Source organism: Lysinibacillus sp. NPDC056232 (assembly GCF_042267565.1).
Taxonomy (GTDB): Bacteria; Bacillota; Bacilli; order Bacillales_A; family Planococcaceae; genus Lysinibacillus.
The window spans coordinates 100318-120983 of record NZ_JBHJTF010000010.1 but is presented as its reverse complement, the minus strand read 5'-3'; the positions used below and the strand labels follow the sequence as shown (position 1 = coordinate 120983).

The 20666-nt window shown below is 37.4% G+C and carries 15 protein-coding genes, 1 other RNA gene, 2 pseudogenes and 1 other annotated feature; of the genes and pseudogenes, 17 read left to right on the top strand and 1 reads right to left on the bottom strand.

Annotated features, from left to right (window positions below; translation table 11 throughout):
- The 8 genes and pseudogenes from ACFCYJ_RS10320 to ACFCYJ_RS10285 all read left to right on the top strand — a co-directional run.
- Nucleotides 1-212, top strand: a pseudogene (locus ACFCYJ_RS10320) (hypothetical protein); the annotation flags it as partial.
- A 1200-nt stretch (nucleotides 213-1412) separates the two neighbouring features.
- On the top strand, nucleotides 1413-3464 hold the full coding sequence (locus tag ACFCYJ_RS10315; protein ID WP_376073846.1) for a GAF domain-containing sensor histidine kinase: 2052 nt from the start codon (nucleotides 1413-1415) through the stop codon (nucleotides 3462-3464).
- A gap of 225 nt (nucleotides 3465-3689) precedes the next feature.
- Nucleotides 3690-4079: pseudogene (locus ACFCYJ_RS10310) on the top strand (LURP-one-related/scramblase family protein); the annotation flags it as partial.
- A gap of 410 nt (nucleotides 4080-4489) precedes the next feature.
- Nucleotides 4490-5581, top strand: a complete 1092-nt coding sequence (locus tag ACFCYJ_RS10305) for a carbohydrate kinase (protein ID WP_376073845.1) — start codon at nucleotides 4490-4492, stop codon at nucleotides 5579-5581.
- Nucleotides 5582-5585: 4 nt separating this feature from the next.
- A complete protein-coding gene (locus ACFCYJ_RS10300) occupies nucleotides 5586-6494 on the top strand; it encodes a pseudouridine-5'-phosphate glycosidase (protein WP_376073844.1) in 909 nt (302 codons plus the stop codon).
- A 214-nt stretch (nucleotides 6495-6708) separates the two neighbouring features.
- On the top strand, nucleotides 6709-8904 hold the full coding sequence (locus ACFCYJ_RS10295; RefSeq protein ID WP_376073842.1) for a RelA/SpoT family protein: 2196 nt from the start codon (nucleotides 6709-6711) through the stop codon (nucleotides 8902-8904).
- Nucleotides 8905-9003: 99 nt separating this feature from the next.
- Nucleotides 9004-9444 carry a D-aminoacyl-tRNA deacylase gene (gene dtd, locus ACFCYJ_RS10290; protein WP_376073841.1) on the top strand — a complete coding sequence of 147 codons (441 nt, stop codon included), beginning with the start codon at nucleotides 9004-9006 and terminating at the stop codon, nucleotides 9442-9444.
- A gap of 73 nt (nucleotides 9445-9517) precedes the next feature.
- Nucleotides 9518-9733 (top strand): DUF2642 domain-containing protein, encoded by a 216-nt coding sequence (locus ACFCYJ_RS10285; RefSeq protein ID WP_376073839.1) that lies wholly within the window; start codon nucleotides 9518-9520, stop codon nucleotides 9731-9733.
- Between the two features lie 122 nt (nucleotides 9734-9855).
- Here ACFCYJ_RS10285 and ACFCYJ_RS10280 read toward each other — a convergent pair whose 3' ends face one another.
- On the bottom strand, nucleotides 9856-11430 hold the full coding sequence (locus ACFCYJ_RS10280) for an N-acetylmuramoyl-L-alanine amidase family protein (protein ID WP_376073838.1): 1575 nt from the start codon (nucleotides 11428-11430) through the stop codon (nucleotides 9856-9858).
- Between the two features lie 164 nt (nucleotides 11431-11594).
- Nucleotides 11595-11836: a binding site (T-box leader), on the top strand.
- A gap of 94 nt (nucleotides 11837-11930) precedes the next feature.
- On the opposite strand from ACFCYJ_RS10280, the gene hisS reads away from it, so the two are divergent.
- From hisS to ACFCYJ_RS10235, 9 genes are all read left to right on the top strand, one after another.
- Complete coding sequence (gene hisS / locus ACFCYJ_RS10275) at nucleotides 11931-13196, top strand: histidine--tRNA ligase (RefSeq protein WP_376073836.1); 1266 nt, start codon at nucleotides 11931-11933, stop codon at nucleotides 13194-13196.
- A 235-nt stretch (nucleotides 13197-13431) separates the two neighbouring features.
- A complete protein-coding gene (locus ACFCYJ_RS10270; protein WP_376073834.1) occupies nucleotides 13432-13578 on the top strand; it encodes a hypothetical protein in 147 nt (48 codons plus the stop codon).
- Between the two features lie 4 nt (nucleotides 13579-13582).
- Nucleotides 13583-15352, top strand: a complete 1770-nt coding sequence (aspS, locus tag ACFCYJ_RS10265; RefSeq protein ID WP_376073832.1) for an aspartate--tRNA ligase — start codon at nucleotides 13583-13585, stop codon at nucleotides 15350-15352.
- A gap of 138 nt (nucleotides 15353-15490) precedes the next feature.
- Nucleotides 15491-15690: non-coding RNA, 6S RNA (ssrS, locus tag ACFCYJ_RS10260), on the top strand.
- A 1163-nt stretch (nucleotides 15691-16853) separates the two neighbouring features.
- Nucleotides 16854-17399: a GrpB family protein gene (locus ACFCYJ_RS10255; RefSeq protein ID WP_376073830.1), complete on the top strand. Its 546-nt coding sequence runs from the start codon at nucleotides 16854-16856 to the stop codon at nucleotides 17397-17399.
- 342 nt (nucleotides 17400-17741) lie between these two features.
- The gene (gene nagA, locus ACFCYJ_RS10250) at nucleotides 17742-18899 is read left to right on the top strand and encodes an N-acetylglucosamine-6-phosphate deacetylase (RefSeq protein ID WP_376073828.1); all 1158 of its coding nucleotides are present in this window, start codon (nucleotides 17742-17744) and stop codon (nucleotides 18897-18899) included.
- A 31-nt stretch (nucleotides 18900-18930) separates the two neighbouring features.
- Nucleotides 18931-19653 carry a GntR family transcriptional regulator gene (locus ACFCYJ_RS10245; RefSeq protein ID WP_376073854.1) on the top strand — a complete coding sequence of 241 codons (723 nt, stop codon included), beginning with the start codon at nucleotides 18931-18933 and terminating at the stop codon, nucleotides 19651-19653.
- 4 nt (nucleotides 19654-19657) lie between these two features.
- Nucleotides 19658-20377, top strand: coding sequence for a sugar isomerase domain-containing protein (locus ACFCYJ_RS10240; protein ID WP_483869476.1), 720 nt, complete (start codon nucleotides 19658-19660; stop codon nucleotides 20375-20377).
- A 17-nt stretch (nucleotides 20378-20394) separates the two neighbouring features.
- Nucleotides 20395-20664, top strand: coding sequence for an HPr family phosphocarrier protein (locus ACFCYJ_RS10235; RefSeq protein ID WP_376073825.1), 270 nt, complete (start codon nucleotides 20395-20397; stop codon nucleotides 20662-20664).
- Nucleotides 20665-20666: the final 2 nt, after the last annotated feature.

Sequence of the window (20666 nt, the reverse complement as noted above, 5' to 3'; positions counted from 1 at the left end):
GATTTTTAGGCATTGTATTTATTTTTTTATCCTTGAATTGGATTGTTAAGTACGAAACTGAAGTTACTAAAGAAAGAGAATTTGGAGAATATACATTTGAATATATTGGAAAAGAACCTGCACCTGAAGTATTTGTATATAAAATAAAAGGTGTATCGTTGGATGTGGGTATTGTTGAAGACACTTTTAACAAAAAAACAATGTACACATAGGTACTGTTGAATGTACTGGCTGTGAAGCTTACACAACTTAAAAAAGATAGAATTGAAGCAAAATTAGAGTGGAACGGGAAATCGGAAATTATTAAATTAGACAGTAAATAATAGTGAAAGAAAAAACTACAACAAATAAAGGCACTCAATAACGGGTGTCTTTTCTTATTCAACTACAGGAGGGCTGAAAAACATTGAGCTGTTTTAGACAGCTCTTTTTTCTTATTGTACTCCCATGAAAGAACTTAATCATCTTTCATTTTCTGTGGTGAAGAGCTGATTTTTGCGCTACATGGATGGCTAACGGGGCAGTTTAGTTGAAGAAAAAACTAAGTTAAAATTGAATTTAATTGTATTAAGTTAGGATATGGGCAGGTTAGTCCAATAAGGAAATCTATTTTTATAACGAATTTAATATTAGTATCGGTGAACCGTATTATAAGTAAGTGCGGTTTTAGAAGGGGATTTCTCCTAAGTCATTTAGTGACGGATGCGTTACGCGGGCATGGCTTCAGTCCCTCGTCGCTTCGCTCCTGTGGTGCCTTCAGCTCATGCTATTCCCGCTGGAGTCGCCGCCTTCCACTACAATCCATCACCAACTAAAAATAGTGATTTACTAAAAAGTATACCTGTTTCCATTTAAGAATTTGTTGGATAGTCCTTTTTCTCCAAACTGAATATAAGCATAAAATGGGAATAGAGTGGATTTATGAATCAAATGTTACTTTCATTTTTAAATGTGTATTTATATATGAAATCATTATCGACAGATGAGATTTTTGCAGAGTGAACGCGTATTGGTGCAAGTGTTAAATATTACCGCTGAAAGAGAACATATGACAACAAAAATCGTGCGGAAAATGTAGCTCCTGCAAACAGAATCAACAATCAGTTCTTATTCATTGGTATCATATGAATGGTCTGTTAAGTGGATAGAGCCATTGAAGGTGACTGGCAATGGAAGAATATAAGGACCTAACAAAAGTGAATTGAAGTTATTAGAAGTCCTTATGGTCGTTCCTATCATCGGGTCGAAACAGGCTAGCGCTATCACGGTAAACCGTATCATAAGTAATAGAGGTTTTCCATGTATAATAGGATACAGATATAAAATTAAAAATAGTAAACTGATCTAGAACTAGACTGTTAGCTAGAAATTATACTTTTAATTTTAGTAGGCTTTGATTGGAGACATTGTGCATGTTAAGAGAACAGACGAGATATTCTAGGCTCGCGAGTATAACCAAAGTAATTAATACAAAGTTAGAACTACGTGAAGTTTTACAGCGTGTAACGCAGGCAATATCCGAGGAAATCGTGCAATGTAACTCGGTTGGTATTTATTTACCAGAAAAAGATGGCACATTTAGAGGATTTGTAGGAAAACCAGAAGATATGAATGGCATAACGCTCGATACACAGGTAATTGATATTGAAACAGACTTACTGGCCAAAGAGGTTATTGAAACTAAAAAAACCATCTATATCTCTGATACCTCAAAGGATAATCGGCCGGACCCGAGATCGGTAGAAGCCTTCAAAATTAAATCCTTATTAGCACTGCCTATCTCATATGAGCAAGAGATATTTGGTTTAGTTTTTTTATTTGATTATGGAACGCCGATGAATTTAACAGAATCAGAAATTCAGAGTGTTGAAGCGTATGTGAATATGGCTGCAGTTGCAATTCAAAACGCAAATAATTTAAAGCAAAAGGAAAACCTTATTGCAGAAAAGCAGTTGTTACTCAATGTTACACGTGATTTGTCGATGTGTTCCTCCGTGCAGAAAAGTCTTGATAAATGTTTTTACTACTTAGGAAAGGTTTTAGGTAGCAAAAAAAGTACAGCCCACATCCTGGATCCGTTGGGAAAAAACACAATCACATTCATGAAGTTTAATAAAGACTGTGATTGGACAGAAGCCAATTGGATGGAGAATCTTAAAAGCATAAGAATGAACCAAAGCTACGAAGCTATGATTCAACAGATTATTGAAACAAAAAGTATAATTCTCACTCCAAATATAGATAGTATGAGTCTACTTATGATGCCACTGGTTTCAATGGGGGAAGTATTAGGGGTTATAACAGTTGTCAATTTAGGAGGGGAAACATGTAATTTCCATGAATCTCAAATTCAATTAGCAAAATCGATAGTCGATGCCACAGCCCCTACAATTTCAAACTTGTTATATATGGACCAACTTGAAAATATGGTAGAAGAGCGAACAAGGGAACTAGCTGCTGCTAATGAAAAGGTTACGAGTGTTATTGAAAGTATAACGGATGGATTCTTTGCATTGAACAAAGAGTGGGAATTTCTTTACATGAATAAACATCAATATTTGCCGCAAAGGAAAACGGCAAAAGATGTATTAGGCCAGAATATATGGGGAATTTTCCCGAAATGTGTAGATACGGTCATGTATAAGGAATTTCATCGTGCGATGTCAAAGCGAATAGCAGTACATTTTGAAATGACCTCAGCATATGGTGATTATTGGTACGAAGCAGTTGCTTACCCATATGATGAGGGAATCTGCTGCCTTTTAAAAAACATAACCGAAAAAAAGAAATATGAGAAGGAATTGAAAAGATTATCAAACCTAGACTTAATAGGTCAGATGGCAGCAGGTATTAGCCATGAGATTAGAAATCCTATGACAACAGTACGAGGATTTTTGCAGCTATTAAAAAAAGAGAGCGAGTTCGAAAAACATAATGATTACTTTAATGTAATGATCGAAGAGCTTGACCGTGCCAATTCTATTATTACTGAATTCCTTTCTATAGGTAATACAAAGACATCTGATTTACAGATGTTAGATTTAAATTCTATTATTCGAGATATTACCCCTTTAATAAAGATAGATGCATTTAATCAAAATAAAATTATTCAATTTAATCTGAAAGACATTCCAGATTTACTTTTAAATCGTAACGAAATACGACAATTGATAATAAATCTATACCGTAATGGCTTAGAATCAATGAGCACAGGTAAGGTTCTATCCATCAGTACATGCAAAGGAGATGAAAATTGTGTAATTCTTGCAGTACGGGATCAAGGAGAAGGTATCAGTCCTGCAATAGTAGAAAAATTGGGTACTCCATTTTACACGACCAAAGATAATGGCACTGGCTTAGGACTAGGCATATGCTATGCAATTGCTGCCCGTCATAACGCAAAAATTGAATTTCAAACAGGATCTGAAGGAACTACTTTTTTTATAAAATTTACTTATATATGAAAAAGTGAAACTCTCTTTAGTGTTGTTACGAAGAACCGTAGTGTTGAATAGATTAGCAAGATATGCAAACTTCTTTACTTGCATATCTTTTCTGTTATGAAGGTATTTACATATAATGCGCTGAATAAATTTATAAGTCCAAATCTAAAAAATTATTTCTATAATTATTAATAGCTATGATGAAATCTGCGCTATATTGATATGCTATTTCGAAGGAGGTGTAGAATGAAGCAACTTTATATAAAGCAAAAGGTATTCAGTCTAAGTGGCAAATTTACGGTAAAGGATCAGCAGGAGAAGGATGTTTATTACGTAGAGGGTAGTTTTATGCAAATTCCAAAGACTTTCTCCATTATGAATACAACAAGAGATGAAGTCGCGCTTATTACGAAAAAGGTGTTCAGCTTTTTACCGAAGTTTTTTGTTGAGGTAAATGGTCGAGAGGTGTTAACGATTAAGAAGGAGTTTTCTTTCTTTAAAGCACGCTATACGATTGATGCAGCAGACATTGAGATACATGGTAACTGGTGGGATATGGATTTTCAGATCTTACAGCATGGTGTAGTCATCGGTAAAGTGAACAAGGAGTGGTTCACTTGGGGAGATAGCTATAAGCACATCCTGTGATGACGCCTTCGTGACCAACATCATGCTGCTGTCGCTGCGTTAACACTACGCTTTCGCGCAAAAAACATCTGTTGGCCCGAGACCCTGGAGCGAGCAGACAGGGGAACGAAGGCTAAAACCATCACGTCCTATGATAACGCCTTCGGACCAACATCCTGTTGCCCCAAGCGGCTCATCGGACGCCCCCAGGAAAGCGCTCAGTCGGAATGGAAATCAGCCCCTTCTTTGCCGAAATGCCATACTTATTTAATACGACACCTTAATTTCATTGAAGTAATAGATATAACAACATGAAGTTGAAGCCAATATTATAACGGCTTCAACTTTTTTGTTAAAAAATTTTGACACCAACCAAACAAAAGTTTATAATATAAACAAATATAATAAAAGGTGATGCTATGAATGAAAGAGAACAGGCGGTCCTTGCATTAATTCGCCAGAATCCGTTTATGTCTCAGCAAGAGATGGCAGATAAGATGAAGCTATCTCGACCAGTCCTTGCTAATTTAGTGTCGAGCTTAACGAAGCAGGGGAAAATTGTAGGTCGTGCATATATTTTGCCTGAGGAAAATGAAATTATTTGTATCGGTGGAGCCAATCTTGACCGAAAATTTCATGTAAAAGGGAATGTCCAATTCGGTACGTCCAATCCTGCTAGCTCTTCATTTAGTGTAGGTGGTGTTGGACGAAACATTGCTGAAAACTTAGGTAGATTAAATCATCAAGTAACCTTGCTGACTACTGCCGGCAAAGATGCTGATTGGCAAGTGATCCAAGAAGCGTCAGAGCCATTTATGAATTTACGTTATGTGGAGCAGCTACCTGACGCTTCGACGGGTTCCTATACTGCGGTTATGGATGAGCAGGGCGAGCTAGCATTAGCGGTAGCAAATATGGAAGTATATGATCTTTTATTGCCAAGTTTGCTAAAAAAACATGAGGCAATGCTGATGAATGCGGGCTGCTTTATTATGGACTTAAACTGTCCAAAGGAAACAGTGGCTTACATACAGCAGGTTGCAATTGCCCGTGACATTCCGTTTGTCATCGTACCGGTATCTTCGCCAAAAATGAATCGATTACCTGATACGTTGCAAGGAGTAACATGGTTTATTTGTAACACAGATGAAGCAGAGACGATTGTTGGTCATAAAATCGAAAACTCTGTGCATTATGAAAAGGCTTTACAGCAACTTCTTACATTAGGTGCTGACCAGGTAATTATTACAGCGGGTAGCAAGGGTGTGTATGCAGCTTCCGTTACAACGAAGCCAAGTCATTACGCGGCTAAAGCTATAGATAAAATTGAAGATGTAACAGGTGCAGGAGATGCATTTGTCAGTGCTGTAATCCATAGCTGGCTTACTGGGCAATCATTTGCAACATGTATTGATGCAGGCTTAACGAATGCCAAAAATACACTTGCATCTCCATATACCGTAAGACCTGAGCTATCAGTTGATTTGTTAAACAGTGAAATGGAGGAATAACAACATGAAAGAATTCATCGTATTATCAGAAGAAGTAAAAGCAGGACAAGCAAAAGGCTTACCAATCGTAGCATTAGAATCAACAATTATTTCACACGGAATGCCATATCCACAAAATGTTCAAACAGCACGTGAAGTGGAACAAATTGTTCGTGATAATGGTGCAGTACCAGCAACTATTGCATTAATCAATGGTAAAATTAAAATTGGTTTATCAGATGAAGAACTTGAAATGTTCGGTAATGCTCAAGGCGTAGCAAAAGCATCTCGTCGTGACTTAGGCTATCTTTTAGCAACAAAAAAATTAGGAGCGACAACTGTAGCAGCAACAATGATTTGTGCGGAGCTAGCTGGTATTGAAATTTTTGTAACTGGCGGTATCGGTGGCGTACACCGTGGTGCTGAAACAACAATGGATATTTCAGCAGATTTAGAAGAATTAGCACAAACAAATGTTGCTGTAATTTGTGCGGGTGCTAAGTCAATTTTAGATATTGGTTTAACTTTAGAATATCTTGAAACAAAAGGTGTACCAGTTGTTGGATATGGTACAGATGAGCTACCAGCATTCTACACACGTCAAAGCGGTTTTGATGTCAACTTCAAGATTGATACGCCAGAGGAAGTGGCAGAAATGCTACGTGCAAAATGGCAATTAGGCTTAAAAGGTGGAGCTGTCATTGCTAACCCAATTCCAGAGTCTGAAGCACTTGAGCATTCATTCATTACAGGAATCATTGAAAAAGCTTTAGTAGAAGCAGAAGAAAACGGTATCCAAGGTAAAAACGTGACACCATTCTTACTTGGAAAAGTGAAAGAATTAACAGAAGGTAAAAGCCTGGATGCCAATATTGCATTAGTAAAAAATAATGCAGTAGTTGGGTCAAAAATTGCTGTAGCGTATAATAAATAAGTAACAACTATGATACGATAAGAGAGACTCTTTGCGAAATATTGCATTCGCAAAGGGTCTTTTCATTCATTTAGGAGAATATTTTTCCATTTTTCACATTGTTCACGAGAATAACTAAACAAAATGACACAGTTACTTTACAATAGCCCATAAAATTTTATACAATTAAGTTTATATCTAATCTGAAAAATTTGACGAGCAAGGTGGACATGTTATGGCGAAAGAGCAAATTTTGACTCCCGAGGACGTTTTTGAGTTAGTCAAATCCTACATGAATGATGAAAATGTCGCATTCGTGAAAAAAGCATATGAATTAGCAAGGGATGCCCATATTGAGCAATTCCGAAGCTCAGGTGAACCGTATATTATTCACCCTGTGCAAGTAGCTGGAATTTTAGCTGAATTACAAATGGATCCTGAAACAGTTGCAGCTGGTTTTTTACATGATGTTGTCGAGGATACGGATTTTACGCGCGACGATTTGGTTCGTGAATTCGGCGAAGAGGTTGCGATGCTTGTAGATGGTGTAACAAAGCTGGGGAAAATTAAATATTTATCTAAAGAAGCGCAACAAGCAGAAAATCATCGAAAAATGTTTGTAGCTATGGCGCAGGACATTCGTGTCATTTTGATTAAACTGGCAGACCGTCTACATAATATGCGCACGTTAAAGCATTTACCTGCAGAAAAACAACGCCGTATTTCTAAAGAAACGCTTGAAATTTTTGCACCACTCGCGCATCGTCTTGGGATTTCGACTGTTAAATGGGAGCTTGAGGATACAGCACTTCGTTATTTAAATCCACAGCAATATTATCGCATTGTCAGTCTTATGAAGAAAAAACGTGATGAGCGTGAAGCATATTTAGACAATGTCATGACTGAGATGAAGTCACAGCTTACAGAGGTTGAAATTGAAGCGGATATTTATGGTCGCCCAAAACATATTTACAGTATTTACCGTAAGATGGTGTTACAAAAGAAACAATTCAACGAGATTTATGATTTATTAGCCATTCGTGTACTTGTCGATAGTATTAAAGATTGCTATGCCGTACTTGGGATTGTGCATACATTATGGAAGCCGATGCCTGGGCGTTTTAAAGATTATATTGCGATGCCAAAACAAAACCTATATCAATCACTGCATACAACAGTAATTGGTCCTTATGGTGACCCATTAGAAGTCCAAATTCGAACGAAGGAAATGCATAAAATTGCCGAGTACGGGATTGCAGCGCATTGGGCGTATAAGGAAGGTAAAAAAGTTGATAATGAAAAACAAAATGTCGACCAAAAATTAACGTGGTTCCGAGAAATTTTAGAATTCCAAAACGAATCTTCTAATGCTGAAGAATTTATGGAATCTTTAAAATTTGATTTATTCTCTGATATGGTCTATGTATTCACACCTGAAGGAGATGTCATTGAATTACCGGCAGGCTCTGTACCTATCGACTTCGCATATCGTGTGCATTCAGAAGTTGGAAATCGTACAATTGGCGCGAAAATCAATGGTAAAATGGTACCGCTTGATACACCGTTAAAAACGGGAGATATTATTGAAATTTTAACATCAAAGCAATCATTTGGTCCGAGCCGTGATTGGCTGAAAATAGCTCAATCCTCACAGGCGAAAAATAAAATAAAGCAGTTTTTCAAACGTCATCTTCGTGAAGAAAATATCATCAAAGGTAAAGAGATGATAGAGAAGGAAATCCGAGCACAAGATTTTGATGTAAAAGAAACAATGTCAGCGGAAAACTTGAAGCGTGTATATGAAAAATTTAACTATACAAATGAAGAAGATATATATGCAGCTGTCGGCGTGAATGGAATTACAGCTCAGCAAGTTGTTAATCGTCTAGCGGAAAAACGTCGCAAAGAGCGTGAACAGGAAGAAGCGCTTGAGAAAATTGAACAAAAAATGAAAAACCCTATTCCACAAAAACGTACGGAATCGGGTGTTATCGTAAAAGATATCGACAATATGCTTATTCGACTTTCTCGTTGTTGTACGCCAGTTCCTGGAGATGAAATTGTAGGCTTCATTACGAAAGGTAGAGGTGTTTCAGTACACCGTGCAGACTGCCCAAATATTCAAGTAGATGATGAGCAGGAGCGTTTAATAGAAGTAGAGTGGGAACACGGACTTACTCCTGAGAGAAAAGAATACCCTGTCGATATTGAAGTTTCAGCCTTCGATCGACCAGGCATTTTAAATGAAATTATGCAAATTGTTAGCGAAACGAAAACGAATATATTAGCAGTGAGTGGTCGTGCAGATCGCGATAAAATGGCGACGATTCATTTAACGATATCGATTTCAAATATTTCACATTTGCATAAAGTAGTGGAACGTATTAAGCAAACACCGGATATATATTCAGTACAACGTGTTATTAACTAATCAATTTCTTTACTAAATGAATGGTTGGGCAGTAGCGACTTTGTTATGACCGAAGTTGATACTTCTGGTGCTTACAATGAAGAATTGAGGTTTTAAAGAATGAAAGTAGTTTTACAGCGTAGTAAAGCTGCCTCTGTTACGGTTGACGGAAAAGTAACGGGAGCTATTGAGAGCGGCTATGTTCTTTTGGTGGGCATTACACACGAGGACACGCAAGATGATGTTGTATATTTAGCAAAAAAAGTAGCTAATCTCCGCCTTTGGGAAGATGTAGATGGAAAAATGAACCATTCCATACTAGAGCAAGGAGGGGCTATTCTATCCGTCTCGCAATTTACATTATATGGGGATGCAAAAAAGGGGAATCGTCCAAGTTTTACAAGTGCAGCAAGATCAGAAGTTGCGGAACCGTTATGGGAGGCCTTTAATAATGCCTTACGCGGACACGGTTTACATGTGGAAACAGGAATATTTGGTGCAATGATGGACGTTGCACTTACAAATGATGGCCCAATTACGATACTTCTTGAGTCTAAATAAATGGTACATTTCCTATAATACCTTCATACATTTAACAGTATGGTTTGTTTTGTAGGAAGGAAGTGTGTGAACGGTGACTCAGGGAGGAAGCGTATCAAATCCATATTTATACGAAACTCTAAACATGATGATTGGTCAGGCAATAGTCGTGCAAACAGAGAAAAATATTCAACAAGGAAAACTAATCTCTGTATTACCTGACGATATCGTTGTAGAGATTAGTCGTACGCCGTTGTTCATTCGTATGAAGGAAATTGTATGGGTTACGTTGGCAACAAGGAAAAAATAAACGCATAAAGGTCTCTATACTCATGGGATATGAGTATAGAGACCTTTTTTCATTTTCGTATTGATGAATAGTAAGAAACATTGGGGATGAAGAAAGTCCCCAATGTTTCAAGTTTCACATTATTAATTCTCGTTAAAGTAATTTAAAATGCCTTGGTAGATGCCGAGAGTAGCTTGTTCCCGGAATTTAGCGGATGTAATAACACGTTCCTCACTACCATTACTTAAGTAGCCTAGCTCAATAAGGGCAGCCTTTTGACGATTTTCTCGTAAAACTAAATAATTTCCTTGTTGGGTACCACGATTTTTTAAATCGATTTTATTTGAGAGTCCATTATTTATTGCCTCTGCAAGATCTTGTTGATTACTGTTCATATAATATGAGGTGAAACCATTAACGGAGCTATCGTCTGTAGCATCATAATGAATACTGATAAAAGCATCTGCCTCATATTGGTGTGCAATTGATACGCGTTTACGGAGGGCAACATATTCATCTGATTCTCTTGTCATGACAACATTTGCTCCAGCAGCACTCAACTTTGAAGCAAGAAGAGATGCCGTTTTTAATGTAATTTCCTTTTCATCTGTTCCACGTTGTCCGGTAGTACCGTGATCATTCCCACCATGTCCAGCATCTACGATAATAGTTAATCCATTTAAAGTGCCTTTCTTGCGTGGTTTTGATTTTTCCTTTTTTGTAGCAGTAACAGCTTTACTTGGCGAAGAAGTAGTAACGACCCAGTTCGCCACAAAAGCAGTTTTGTCATCTACTTGTATTTCATAAAAGTCATTTTTAGCGCCTACAATAGGGTAGATTTCACCAGCATCTACACGTTCAACAACTTCGGCAGTTGTTGTTGCATCTGTCCGTAAGTTTGTCCCATTATAAATGATTGTGACAGATTCAAGATCTGAGGAAGCAGAAGAAGATTTTGATGCCTTTTTTTCTATATTTGAAAAAGTACCATAAAAGCTATAAACCCAACCTGCTTTTTTATCGTTATATTGAATTTGTACCCAGTTATGCTCTTGAGCTAGCACTTTAAAGGCTTGTCCATTTGAAACAGTGCCAACCTTGTTAGCATTTAAGTCTGGCTGTTGGCGCACATTAAGTGCATCCACTAAAACTGTAAATGTTGTATCTTTGTTGACTTTTTTTGTGGATACTTCAACTTTAGGTTCATCAGCCTTAGCCTTTTGTTCGGGTAGATCATTGATAGTAACATAGTCAGTGGATACCCAACCAACTAGTCCGTTCCAATCTATTTTCGCCCATTCGCCATTTTTTTCAATAAGTTTAGCTTGGTCACCTGTAGATAATTGTCCAAGAACTGCTGAAGATATGTCAGGCTCAGTACGGATATTTAGACGGTTGACTTGAGAAATTAACGTTTGGTCAGCCGTTTGCTTATCGTTTGTCGAAGCTGTTAGCCAGGATGCTACCCAACCTTCGTAATTGCCTGCTTTTACTCGTATCCAATCGCCCTCGCGACTAATAGAGGTTAACGGGTCACCCTCATCTAATGTCGTAATGATTGGATAAGACAGTCCAGGTCCCTCACGTAAATGAAGAATCGTTCCAGTTACTTTTAAATCACTGGAGTCGGCTAGTGCTGTTTGAACAGTGTTACTTGGAAATGCAAATGTTAGCACTAGTACGAAGATGATTATAGTATGTAAAAATTTTGTCCTCATCAGATTCCTCCTATTCCTTGTTCTATTTTACCATGCTTTTGTAATAGAATTCGTGGGAAAAAGGTAATGGAATTTGTTATTTTAACGATTGTAATGTAAAAAAAACGAAAACAGTTGACATTGCCTTTTGTTGTGACTAACATAAAGGGTAATCAAAAAATGATTAACCGCTTATGACCAAGCAAGTAGCGTATACCTCTATTGGAGAAGAGAGGGAAAGACCTAGGCTGAAATCTTTCCTACAAAAATGTATAACGTGAATAACACTTGAGAGGCTTTTTTCTGAAAAGTAGTGCTTAGTAGGAAAAAACGGAATCGGCCGTTATCCGATCAGGAGGAGGACGCATGTATTTGATGCGTCAACTAGGGTGGAACCGCGGAAGCTTATACAGCTCTCGTCCCTTGCATTATGCAGGGGGCGAGGGCTTTTTTTATGGACAAAAAAATGAGAGAAGTCCAGAAGAGCTTGCTCATAAGCAATTTATAAAGGAGGTATTTATATGAGTTTTAAAGTGCCACGAGGGACGCAAGATATTTTGCCTGGTCAATCAGAGAAATGGCAAAAGATAGAAGCGGTTATCCGTGATATCTGTCGTGTCTATCGTTACAACGAAATTCGCACACCGATTTTTGAGCAAACAGATTTATTTGCACGTGGTGTCGGTGAAACAACAGATGTTGTTCAAAAGGAAATGTATACATTTGAAGATCGCGGTGGCCGTTCGTTAACATTACGTCCGGAGAATACAGCCGGTGTAGTTCGTGCTTTTGTTGAGCATAAAATGTTTGGTGCACCTGATCAACCAGTAAAGCTTTCATATTTAGGACCAATGTTTCGTTATGAACGTCAACAAGCAGGGCGCTACCGTCAATTTGTACAATTTGGAGTAGAAGCCATTGGTTCAGCGGACCCAGCTATTGATGCGGAAGTAATCGCGCTAGCAATGGATGTCTATGAATCAGCTGGTTTAAAGGATTTAAAATTAGTCATTAATTCTCTTGGTGACAAAGAAACACGTGATACACACCGTACAGCACTGCTACAACACTTCGAACCACATATTCATGAGTTTTGTTCAGATTGCCAAAATCGTTTGCAAAAAAATCCACTGCGTATTTTGGACTGTAAGGCGGACCGTGAGCACCCGTTAATGACATCTGCACCTGCATTAACTGATTTCTTAACAGAGGAGTCAGCAGCATATTTCGCTCAAGTTAAAACGTATTTAGATACACTAGGAATTTCGTATGAGATCGATCCAAATCTTGTAAGAGGTCTTGATTATTACAATCATACGACTTTTGAAATTATGTCAACAGCTTCTGGTTTTGGAGCAATTACTACACTTTGTGGTGGTGGGCGCTACAATGGCCTTGTGCAAGAAATTGGTGGACCAGAAGTACCGGGTATCGGTTTTGCACTAAGTATTGAACGTTTATTGCTTGCGCTTGAAGCTGAGGGTGTTGAATTAGACACAGCATCAGGACTCGATGTCTATATGATTGCTATGGGTGATGAAGCGAAGTTAAAAGCAGTAGAGTTAACAAGTACCTTCCGTGCAAAGGGCATTTCTACGGAGATGGATTATCTAGATCGCAAAATGAAAGCTCAAATGAAATCCGCAGACCGTTTAGGTGCAAAATATACGATTGTTTTAGGTGAAACAGAGCTTGAAGAGCAAGTCGCTACTGTTAAACATATGGAATCAGGAGAACAACAAAAAGTAGCGTTCTCAGAATTAGTGAACTACCTATTAAAACAATAAACGAACACAAGCTGTTAAAACATAGATCGTTTATATTTCAATACAAGATTGTCTGTCCAAATGATTAAAATAGTTTAAGCTTCATTTTGGACAGATAAATCATCTAAACAATAAACTGATATCTAATTTTCCATGGCATCAATTCGCTACTTAGTAGGAAGTGTATGCTACATAAATAAAATAAACGGTCCATCATCAAAAGTTAGGGATGACATTTTGTAAAAACGTATGTCATGTGGAAAAGTTGATCTTCGTTACGACTGGACGCCCCCAGGAAGCTCTGCTCTGCGCGAAAGCGAAGCGTCAGCGGCAAAGCGCCCAGTCGGAACGGAAATCAACCTTAAGTTATGGTGATGAGCCAAATAAATTTTGGAGGAATTAATTAAATGGCAACAAGAACACATGCTAGTAACGAACTTTCAGAAGTATTACAAGGCGAAAAAGTCGTATTAAAAGGTTGGGTACAACGTCGCCGTGACCTAGGTGGTTTAATTTTCATTGATTTACGTGACCGTACTGGAATCACACAGGTAGTGTTTAGCCCTGATGTAGCAGAAGCACATGCTTTAGCTGATAAAGTACGTAGTGAATATGTAATTGAAGTAGAAGGAACAGTTATCCTTCGCTCAGAAGACCAAATCAACCCAAATGTACCGAACGGTAAAATTGAGGTAGAAGCAACAAAATTAATCGTCATTAATACAGCTAAAACAACACCATTCCAAATTGAAGATCGCACAGATGTATCCGAAGATTTACGTTTGAAATATCGTTATCTTGACCTGCGTCGTCCGGTTATGTTTGATACATTCAAAATGCGTTCTGACGTTACTCGTACAATTCGAAACTTCTTACAAAACGAAGGCTTCTTAGAAGTAGAGACACCAATTTTAACAAAATCATCTCCAGAAGGGGCTCGTGACTATTTAGTACCATCACGTGTTCATGAAGGTGAATTTTATGCATTACCACAATCACCACAGTTATTTAAGCAATTATTAATGGTATCTGGTTTTGAAAAATACTTCCAAATCGCACGTTGCTTCCGCGATGAAGACTTACGTGCTGACCGTCAACCAGAGTTTACACAAGTGGACATTGAAACAAGCTTTTTAACGCAAGAAGAAATTATAGAAATGAACGAACGCTTAATCCAAGCAGTTATGAAAGAAGTAAAAGACATTGATATCCCTGCTCCGTTCCAACGTATGAAATATCAAGAAGCAATGGATCGTTACGGTTCTGATAAACCGGACGTGCGTTTTGGTTTAGAGCTTGTTGATTTAAATGACATTTTTGATGGCTGTGATTTCAAGGTATTTGCTGATATAGTGGCACAAGGCAAACAAGTAAAGAGTATTAACATTAAAGGTGCAGCAGATAAATACTCTCGTAAAGACATGGACGAGCTAACGAAATTTGTTGGTATTTACGGAGCAAAAGGTCTTGCTTGGTTAAAAGTAACGGAAGAGGGCTTAAACGGACCGATTGCAAAATTCTTTGACGAAGCATTAGCAGCTGCATTAATCGAACGTATGAAAGCTGAAGTGGGCGATATTTTAGTATTTGTAGCTGATCAAGCGTCTGTTGTAGCAGCTTCATTAGGTGCACTTCGTACGAAATTAGGTCAAGACTTAAGCTTAATAGATGAATCACAATTTGCGTTCCTATGGATTACAGATTGGCCATTATTAGAGTACTCTGAAGAAGATGGTCGCTATAAAGCAGCACACCATCCATTCACACGTCCATTTGACGAAGATATTCAGTTAATGGAAACAGATCCTTCTGCTGTCCGCGCACAAGCATACGATATCGTATTAAACGGTTATGAGCTTGGTGGAGGTTCATTACGTATTTATGAGCGTGAATTACAAGAAAAAATGTTTAATTTACTTGGTTTCACAGAAGAAGAAGCAAGAGCTCAATTTGGCTACTTATTAGAAGCATTTGAATACGGTGTACCACCACATGGAGGTCTTGCATTTGGTCTTGACCGCTTCGTTATGTTACTTGCTGGCCGCACTAACTTACGTGACACAATTGCATTCCCGAAAACGGCAAGTGCTAGTTGCTTAATGACAAACGCACCTAGTGAAGTGTCTTCAGATCAATTAAGCGAGTTAAGTTTAGCAATCAAACCTTTCAGAAAATAATTAATACTACGAAATACCTGGATTCTCTAGCAAAAACTGTTGGGAATCTAGGTATTTTTTGCGTTTTCGCAAGAATTTAAATTTTTTAAAGAAAATAGTTTGAATTATCAGAAATTTAGTGTTATTATAACTGTAATACGAATCCTGATGTGTTTGTCTAATTGCTAGCTCTACTTAACAGTTTTGACCGAACACTTTAGAAACGGGAGCCTTCATTTTGTAGTCGCAAACAAGCCCCATGCGGAGCGGGACGTTTAAAGCTGCAAAGCGGGCACCCCCCTGCGAAATGCGGGTTCAAAACGAATGTTTCTTGGCATAACGGCACAATCGGGATTCGTCATACATAGTTATTAAGCAAAAAAAGGAGCATGTAAATAGTAACGGGTTCTGTTTTGAAGTACAAAAAGCAAAATCACAGGTTAAAAAGTCAATTAATTAGCATATTAAAAGGTACTGCAATTGTTATCTTAGGGTAACAATTGCAGTACCTTTTTTGTACAACTTGGTTTGATATTTCGTGAATCAAAATTTAACTAAAGCTACCCGTTAGCTTAATAAACATCTGTTAGTCTTCATCAAAAAAAAGTTGCAGTGGATAAATTTAATAGTGGTACTACTATTATTGCTAAACCTAAACTTACTTCAAAATTTACAATATAAAACATTTTTTCGTTATATTCCAATTTTATTGATAACGCTTTCCTAGCGTGGTATTTTTATATAAAGGAGGTGATTATATGAGGTATTTATTTGGATTCATTTTTTTATTAATAGGTATTTGGCAGCTAATAATAACCTGGCGAACATTCACAGGTCTCAAGAAAGACGGAGATAAAAGTACTTCTCCTTTTATTATGCTAGGCCTGTGGAATAGTTTAGTATTTGCCATAATTTTTATTGCTGTTTCACTCGGATGTTTCTTCATCAATTTTTAAATATTTCTATTTAAAATTTATTTGGTTTGTTCATTATTTTACAAGTATGTGATAAGCCAATCTCGTTTTTGAGTCGTCTTAAACAGTATATTAAGTATCGAACCAAAACACATACAAACTAAAAATCCAAACAAAGCATAAATGAGTGATTCCATAAAATACCTCCAAACTTCTATTATGTAATATTTTACTATAAATTCTTATTCAACTAAACTGCCCCGTTAGTTTAATATAGTTCCTTGCCATTTAAATCCTCACGCTAACTAATTCGAGCGAAAAAAGATTATGTATTCGCATCGTTATAGAACTTTCTATAATGTAGCTTTATTAATGCGATTTGATATACCAATTCATATGAAAATTGTTAAAAAACCGCTTTATATCAATAAAAAAGGGGCATCTAAATCATTTCGATTTGATACCCTTTTTTTAGTGTTTTTTAAAGTTTTGTACTCGAAAACAGAACCCGTTATGTAAATAGCTCCTTTTTTTAATGCAAGTAATGGGTTATTCAAAAAGGCAACTGCTACAAGCGGGACTAAAAAAATCATAGAGGAGGACAGGCGATGATCCTTGGCTTAAAAAAGAATGAAGTGAAAATTGTGCCATATGATAGTGAATGGAAAAATGAATTTATGCGAGCTTGTTCCGAGATTAAAGAACATACGAATATCCAACTTGATCGTATTCAACATATTGGTAGTACATCGATTGACGGAATTCAGGCAAAGCCAATTATTGATATCTTAATGGGTGTTGAGGATATTGATCATATTTCAGATTCATTTTTAAAAGCAATGAAAAAAGCTAGTTTTTATAGACTGCGTGTAGAAAGACCAGCAGAAATTGTATTTGCCAAGTTTACAGACGATACATTCGAAATCAAAACACATTTTGTTCATTTAGTAAATTATCAAGGAGAAAAATGGTGTGATTTATTGTTTTTTAGAGATTATTTAAATGCAAATGAAGAGGTCAAAAGGCAGTATGAAAAGTTAAAATTAAAATTCCTTAACAGCAATTTACAAGGGGTTGAGGAATATACATCGTATAAAGAGCAATTTGTACAATCGGTTTTTGATAAAAGAATTGCTTTAGCAGGAGGTGAATAAGACTTGGATATAGATTGCGGAAAAATGATAATTAAGCCTTCTCGTCACAATATTGAAAGAAAAACTGGAATGATATTTAAAAACATATGCCATGTATATAAGTTGATTGGGGCGAACCTCGCGAGTAAAGCGGTTCATCGGACGCCCCCAGGAAAGTGCCCAGTCGGAACGGAAATTAACCTCGCGTGATGATAATGTGGTGAAAAATTTAGAAAATATAAAAAAATCACTTTTTATTTATGTGAAAGCATCATATAATTGGTATAGACAACTATACCGAATAAAAAGTTTGCCTGTTAGCTTCAGTCAAGCTTCTCAAAAAACGCTTAGGGGGGTGATCTATTGAAGAATACACTTTTAATTTCCAATGTTACGATCGTCAATCATGATGAAGCACCGTATAAAGGCGACCTACACATTGATGATGGTAAGATTATTAAAATAAGTCATAACTTATCTGATAAGACTGAGCACTATATAGATGGCAAAGATAAAAATTGGTTTCTGTTACCTGGCTATATTGATATGCACATACATGGCTCTGCTGGGCATGATGTGATGGATGCTACGCAATTAGCATTACATCAAATGGCACGCTCTTTAGTACAGGAAGGCGTGACAGGCTTCCTTGCTACTACAATGACGCAATCTATAGAAGCAATTGAAAGCGCTTTAGCGAATGTTGGTCGATTTGAAAATAATGAGGATGAGGCAAGCTTATTAGGTATACATGTAGAGGGACCGTATGTATCAAAAAAACGGGCAGGCGCACAGCCAATAGAATACATTATTTTACCGTCTACGGAGCAATTTGCATCCTGGCAGAAGATAAGTAAGCAACGCATTCAACAAGTCACAATTGCACCTGAGGTAGAGGGAGGCTTTCCGTTTATTGCATCGTTAAAGGATTTAAATGTTATTGCTTCCATCGGCCATACTGACGCATCAATTGAGGAGGTGTCTAGGGCAGTAGCATTGGGGGTAAGGCAGGCTACACATTTATATAACCAAATGCGCCCTTTCCATCATCGCAATCCAGGTGTCGTTGGAGCAGTGCTTTTAGATGATCTAGTAAAGACCGAAATTATCGCAGATTTCGTGCATAGTCATCCTCAAGCTGTTAAGTTAGCGTATCGTATAAAAGGAGCGAAGGGCATTATCTTAATTACCGATGCGATGCGGGCAAAAGGTTTACATCACGGTGATTATGATTTAGGCGGTCAAACTGTTCATGTTTCTAAGGATGGCGCTCATTTATCTAATGGAGCTTTAGCTGGTAGTGTGCTAACGATGGAGCAAGCAGTAAAAAATATGAAAACAATCACCAATTGCTCATTGCAGGAAATTGTCGCAATGTCCTCTACGAATGCTGCTGAGCAATTACAACTTGCAACGAAAGGTCGTATTGCAGAAGGCTATGATGCAGATTTTGTATTACTGGATGAAAATTTAAATGTACAAAAAACTATTTGTCGGGGTAAAGTTGTATTTGAGAAATGAAAGTAAAGAGGCGATAAGGATGGTGCAACACTTGTTAGATAAAAATTCTCATATACCTATCTATATACAAATAGAAGAGATTATTAAGCAACGTATTTATTTAGAAGAATACAAAATCGGTGAAAATATACCTTCTGAGCGGGAGCTTTCTACGCAGTTTGATGTTAGTAGAATGACTGTGCGTCAATCCATCACAAATTTAGTCAATAGCGGTTTGCTGTATCGTGAAAAAGGGAGAGGTACGTACGTCGCTAATCCAAAATTAGAACAACCGCTAAAGGGATTAACAAGTTTCACAGAGGATATGCGGGCTAGAGGAATGGAACCAAGCAGTAAAGTTTTACGCTTTGAGAAAATCGTACCACCAGTTGATATTGCTAGAGATTTAATGTTAGAGCCGGGCGAAGAGGTATTCTTCGTTGTACGAATTCGTAGTGCAGATTCCAAGCCAATGGCCATCGAAAGAACATATATTCCAGTAAAAATATATCCTGAATTAGATGAAAAGAAAATAATGGGGTCATTATATGCGTTAATTGAAGCGAAGTTCCATCAGAAAATTGGAAACGCTATTCAGCAAATGGAGGCGGCCATTGTTCTAAAAGAAGATAGTAAATTTTTGCAAATTAATCATACTGCACCGGTGTTAATTATTAAACGTACAAGTTATTTATCTGATGGAGTTCCGTTTGAGCTTGTGCGAAGTACTTATCGAGCTGATCGATACAAATTCATTAGTGAAATTAAAAGGTGATCCTATGGATGCATATTTTCGAGAAATTCAAAAGATAATGCAGGTCGTCAAGGAGCAAGAATATGCTCAAATAAAAGAAGCCGCACAATTAATTGTACAAAGGCTTCAACGCGGAGGAATTGTCCAATTATTTGGTTGTGGTCATTCTCATCTTTTAGCACAGGACGGTTTTTATCGTGCGGGAGGGCTTGTACCTGTACGTCCTATCATTATAGAACCTTTAACATTACACGCAGGAGCGATGACGTCATCTGAAAATGAGAAGGACCCGACGATCATTGAACAATATAAAGATCATTTTGATTTTCATGAAAATGATGTTTGCATTGTTATTTCGACATCCGGGAGAAATCAAGCACCTATAGATGTAGCATTTTTAGCGAAAGAAGCAGGAGTACTTGTCTTGTCTCTGCAATCTCTTGCTTATTGCGAACAAATGACCCGTCATCAAAGTGGCAAGCGCTTAGAGGATGTGGTAGACAGAGTGATCAATACGCATATACCAATAGGAGATGGTTTACTGCATCACAATGACATACAGTATGCCCCATCCTCTACAGTTATTGGTTCAATTATATTAAACACATTATTCAGTGAAGTCATTGAGATCATGGCCATGTCTGACGAAGTATTACCAGTATTTAAAAGCAATAATGTTGACTCGGATTCGTCTCATAATGAGGCAATGATTGCCTATTATCAACATCGAATTAACTTTAAATGACAAGTGGAGGGATATCTATGAAGAAAATGTATAAAGTAACAGCGCCGGAGGGACTACATGCTAGACCCGCAGCTATACTTGTAACTGCAGTCACACCATTTGAGTGTGACGTTCAGTTAACCTATAAAGAGAAATCGGTCAATTTAAAATCAATTATGGGTGTTATGGCACAAGGAGTAGCACCCGGAAGTATTGTAGAAATTTCAGCAGATGGGCCCGATGCCGAGAAGCTTTTTCAAACAGTAACAGAAGTATTTGTTTCTAAAGGAATTGGAGAGGAATGCTAAAA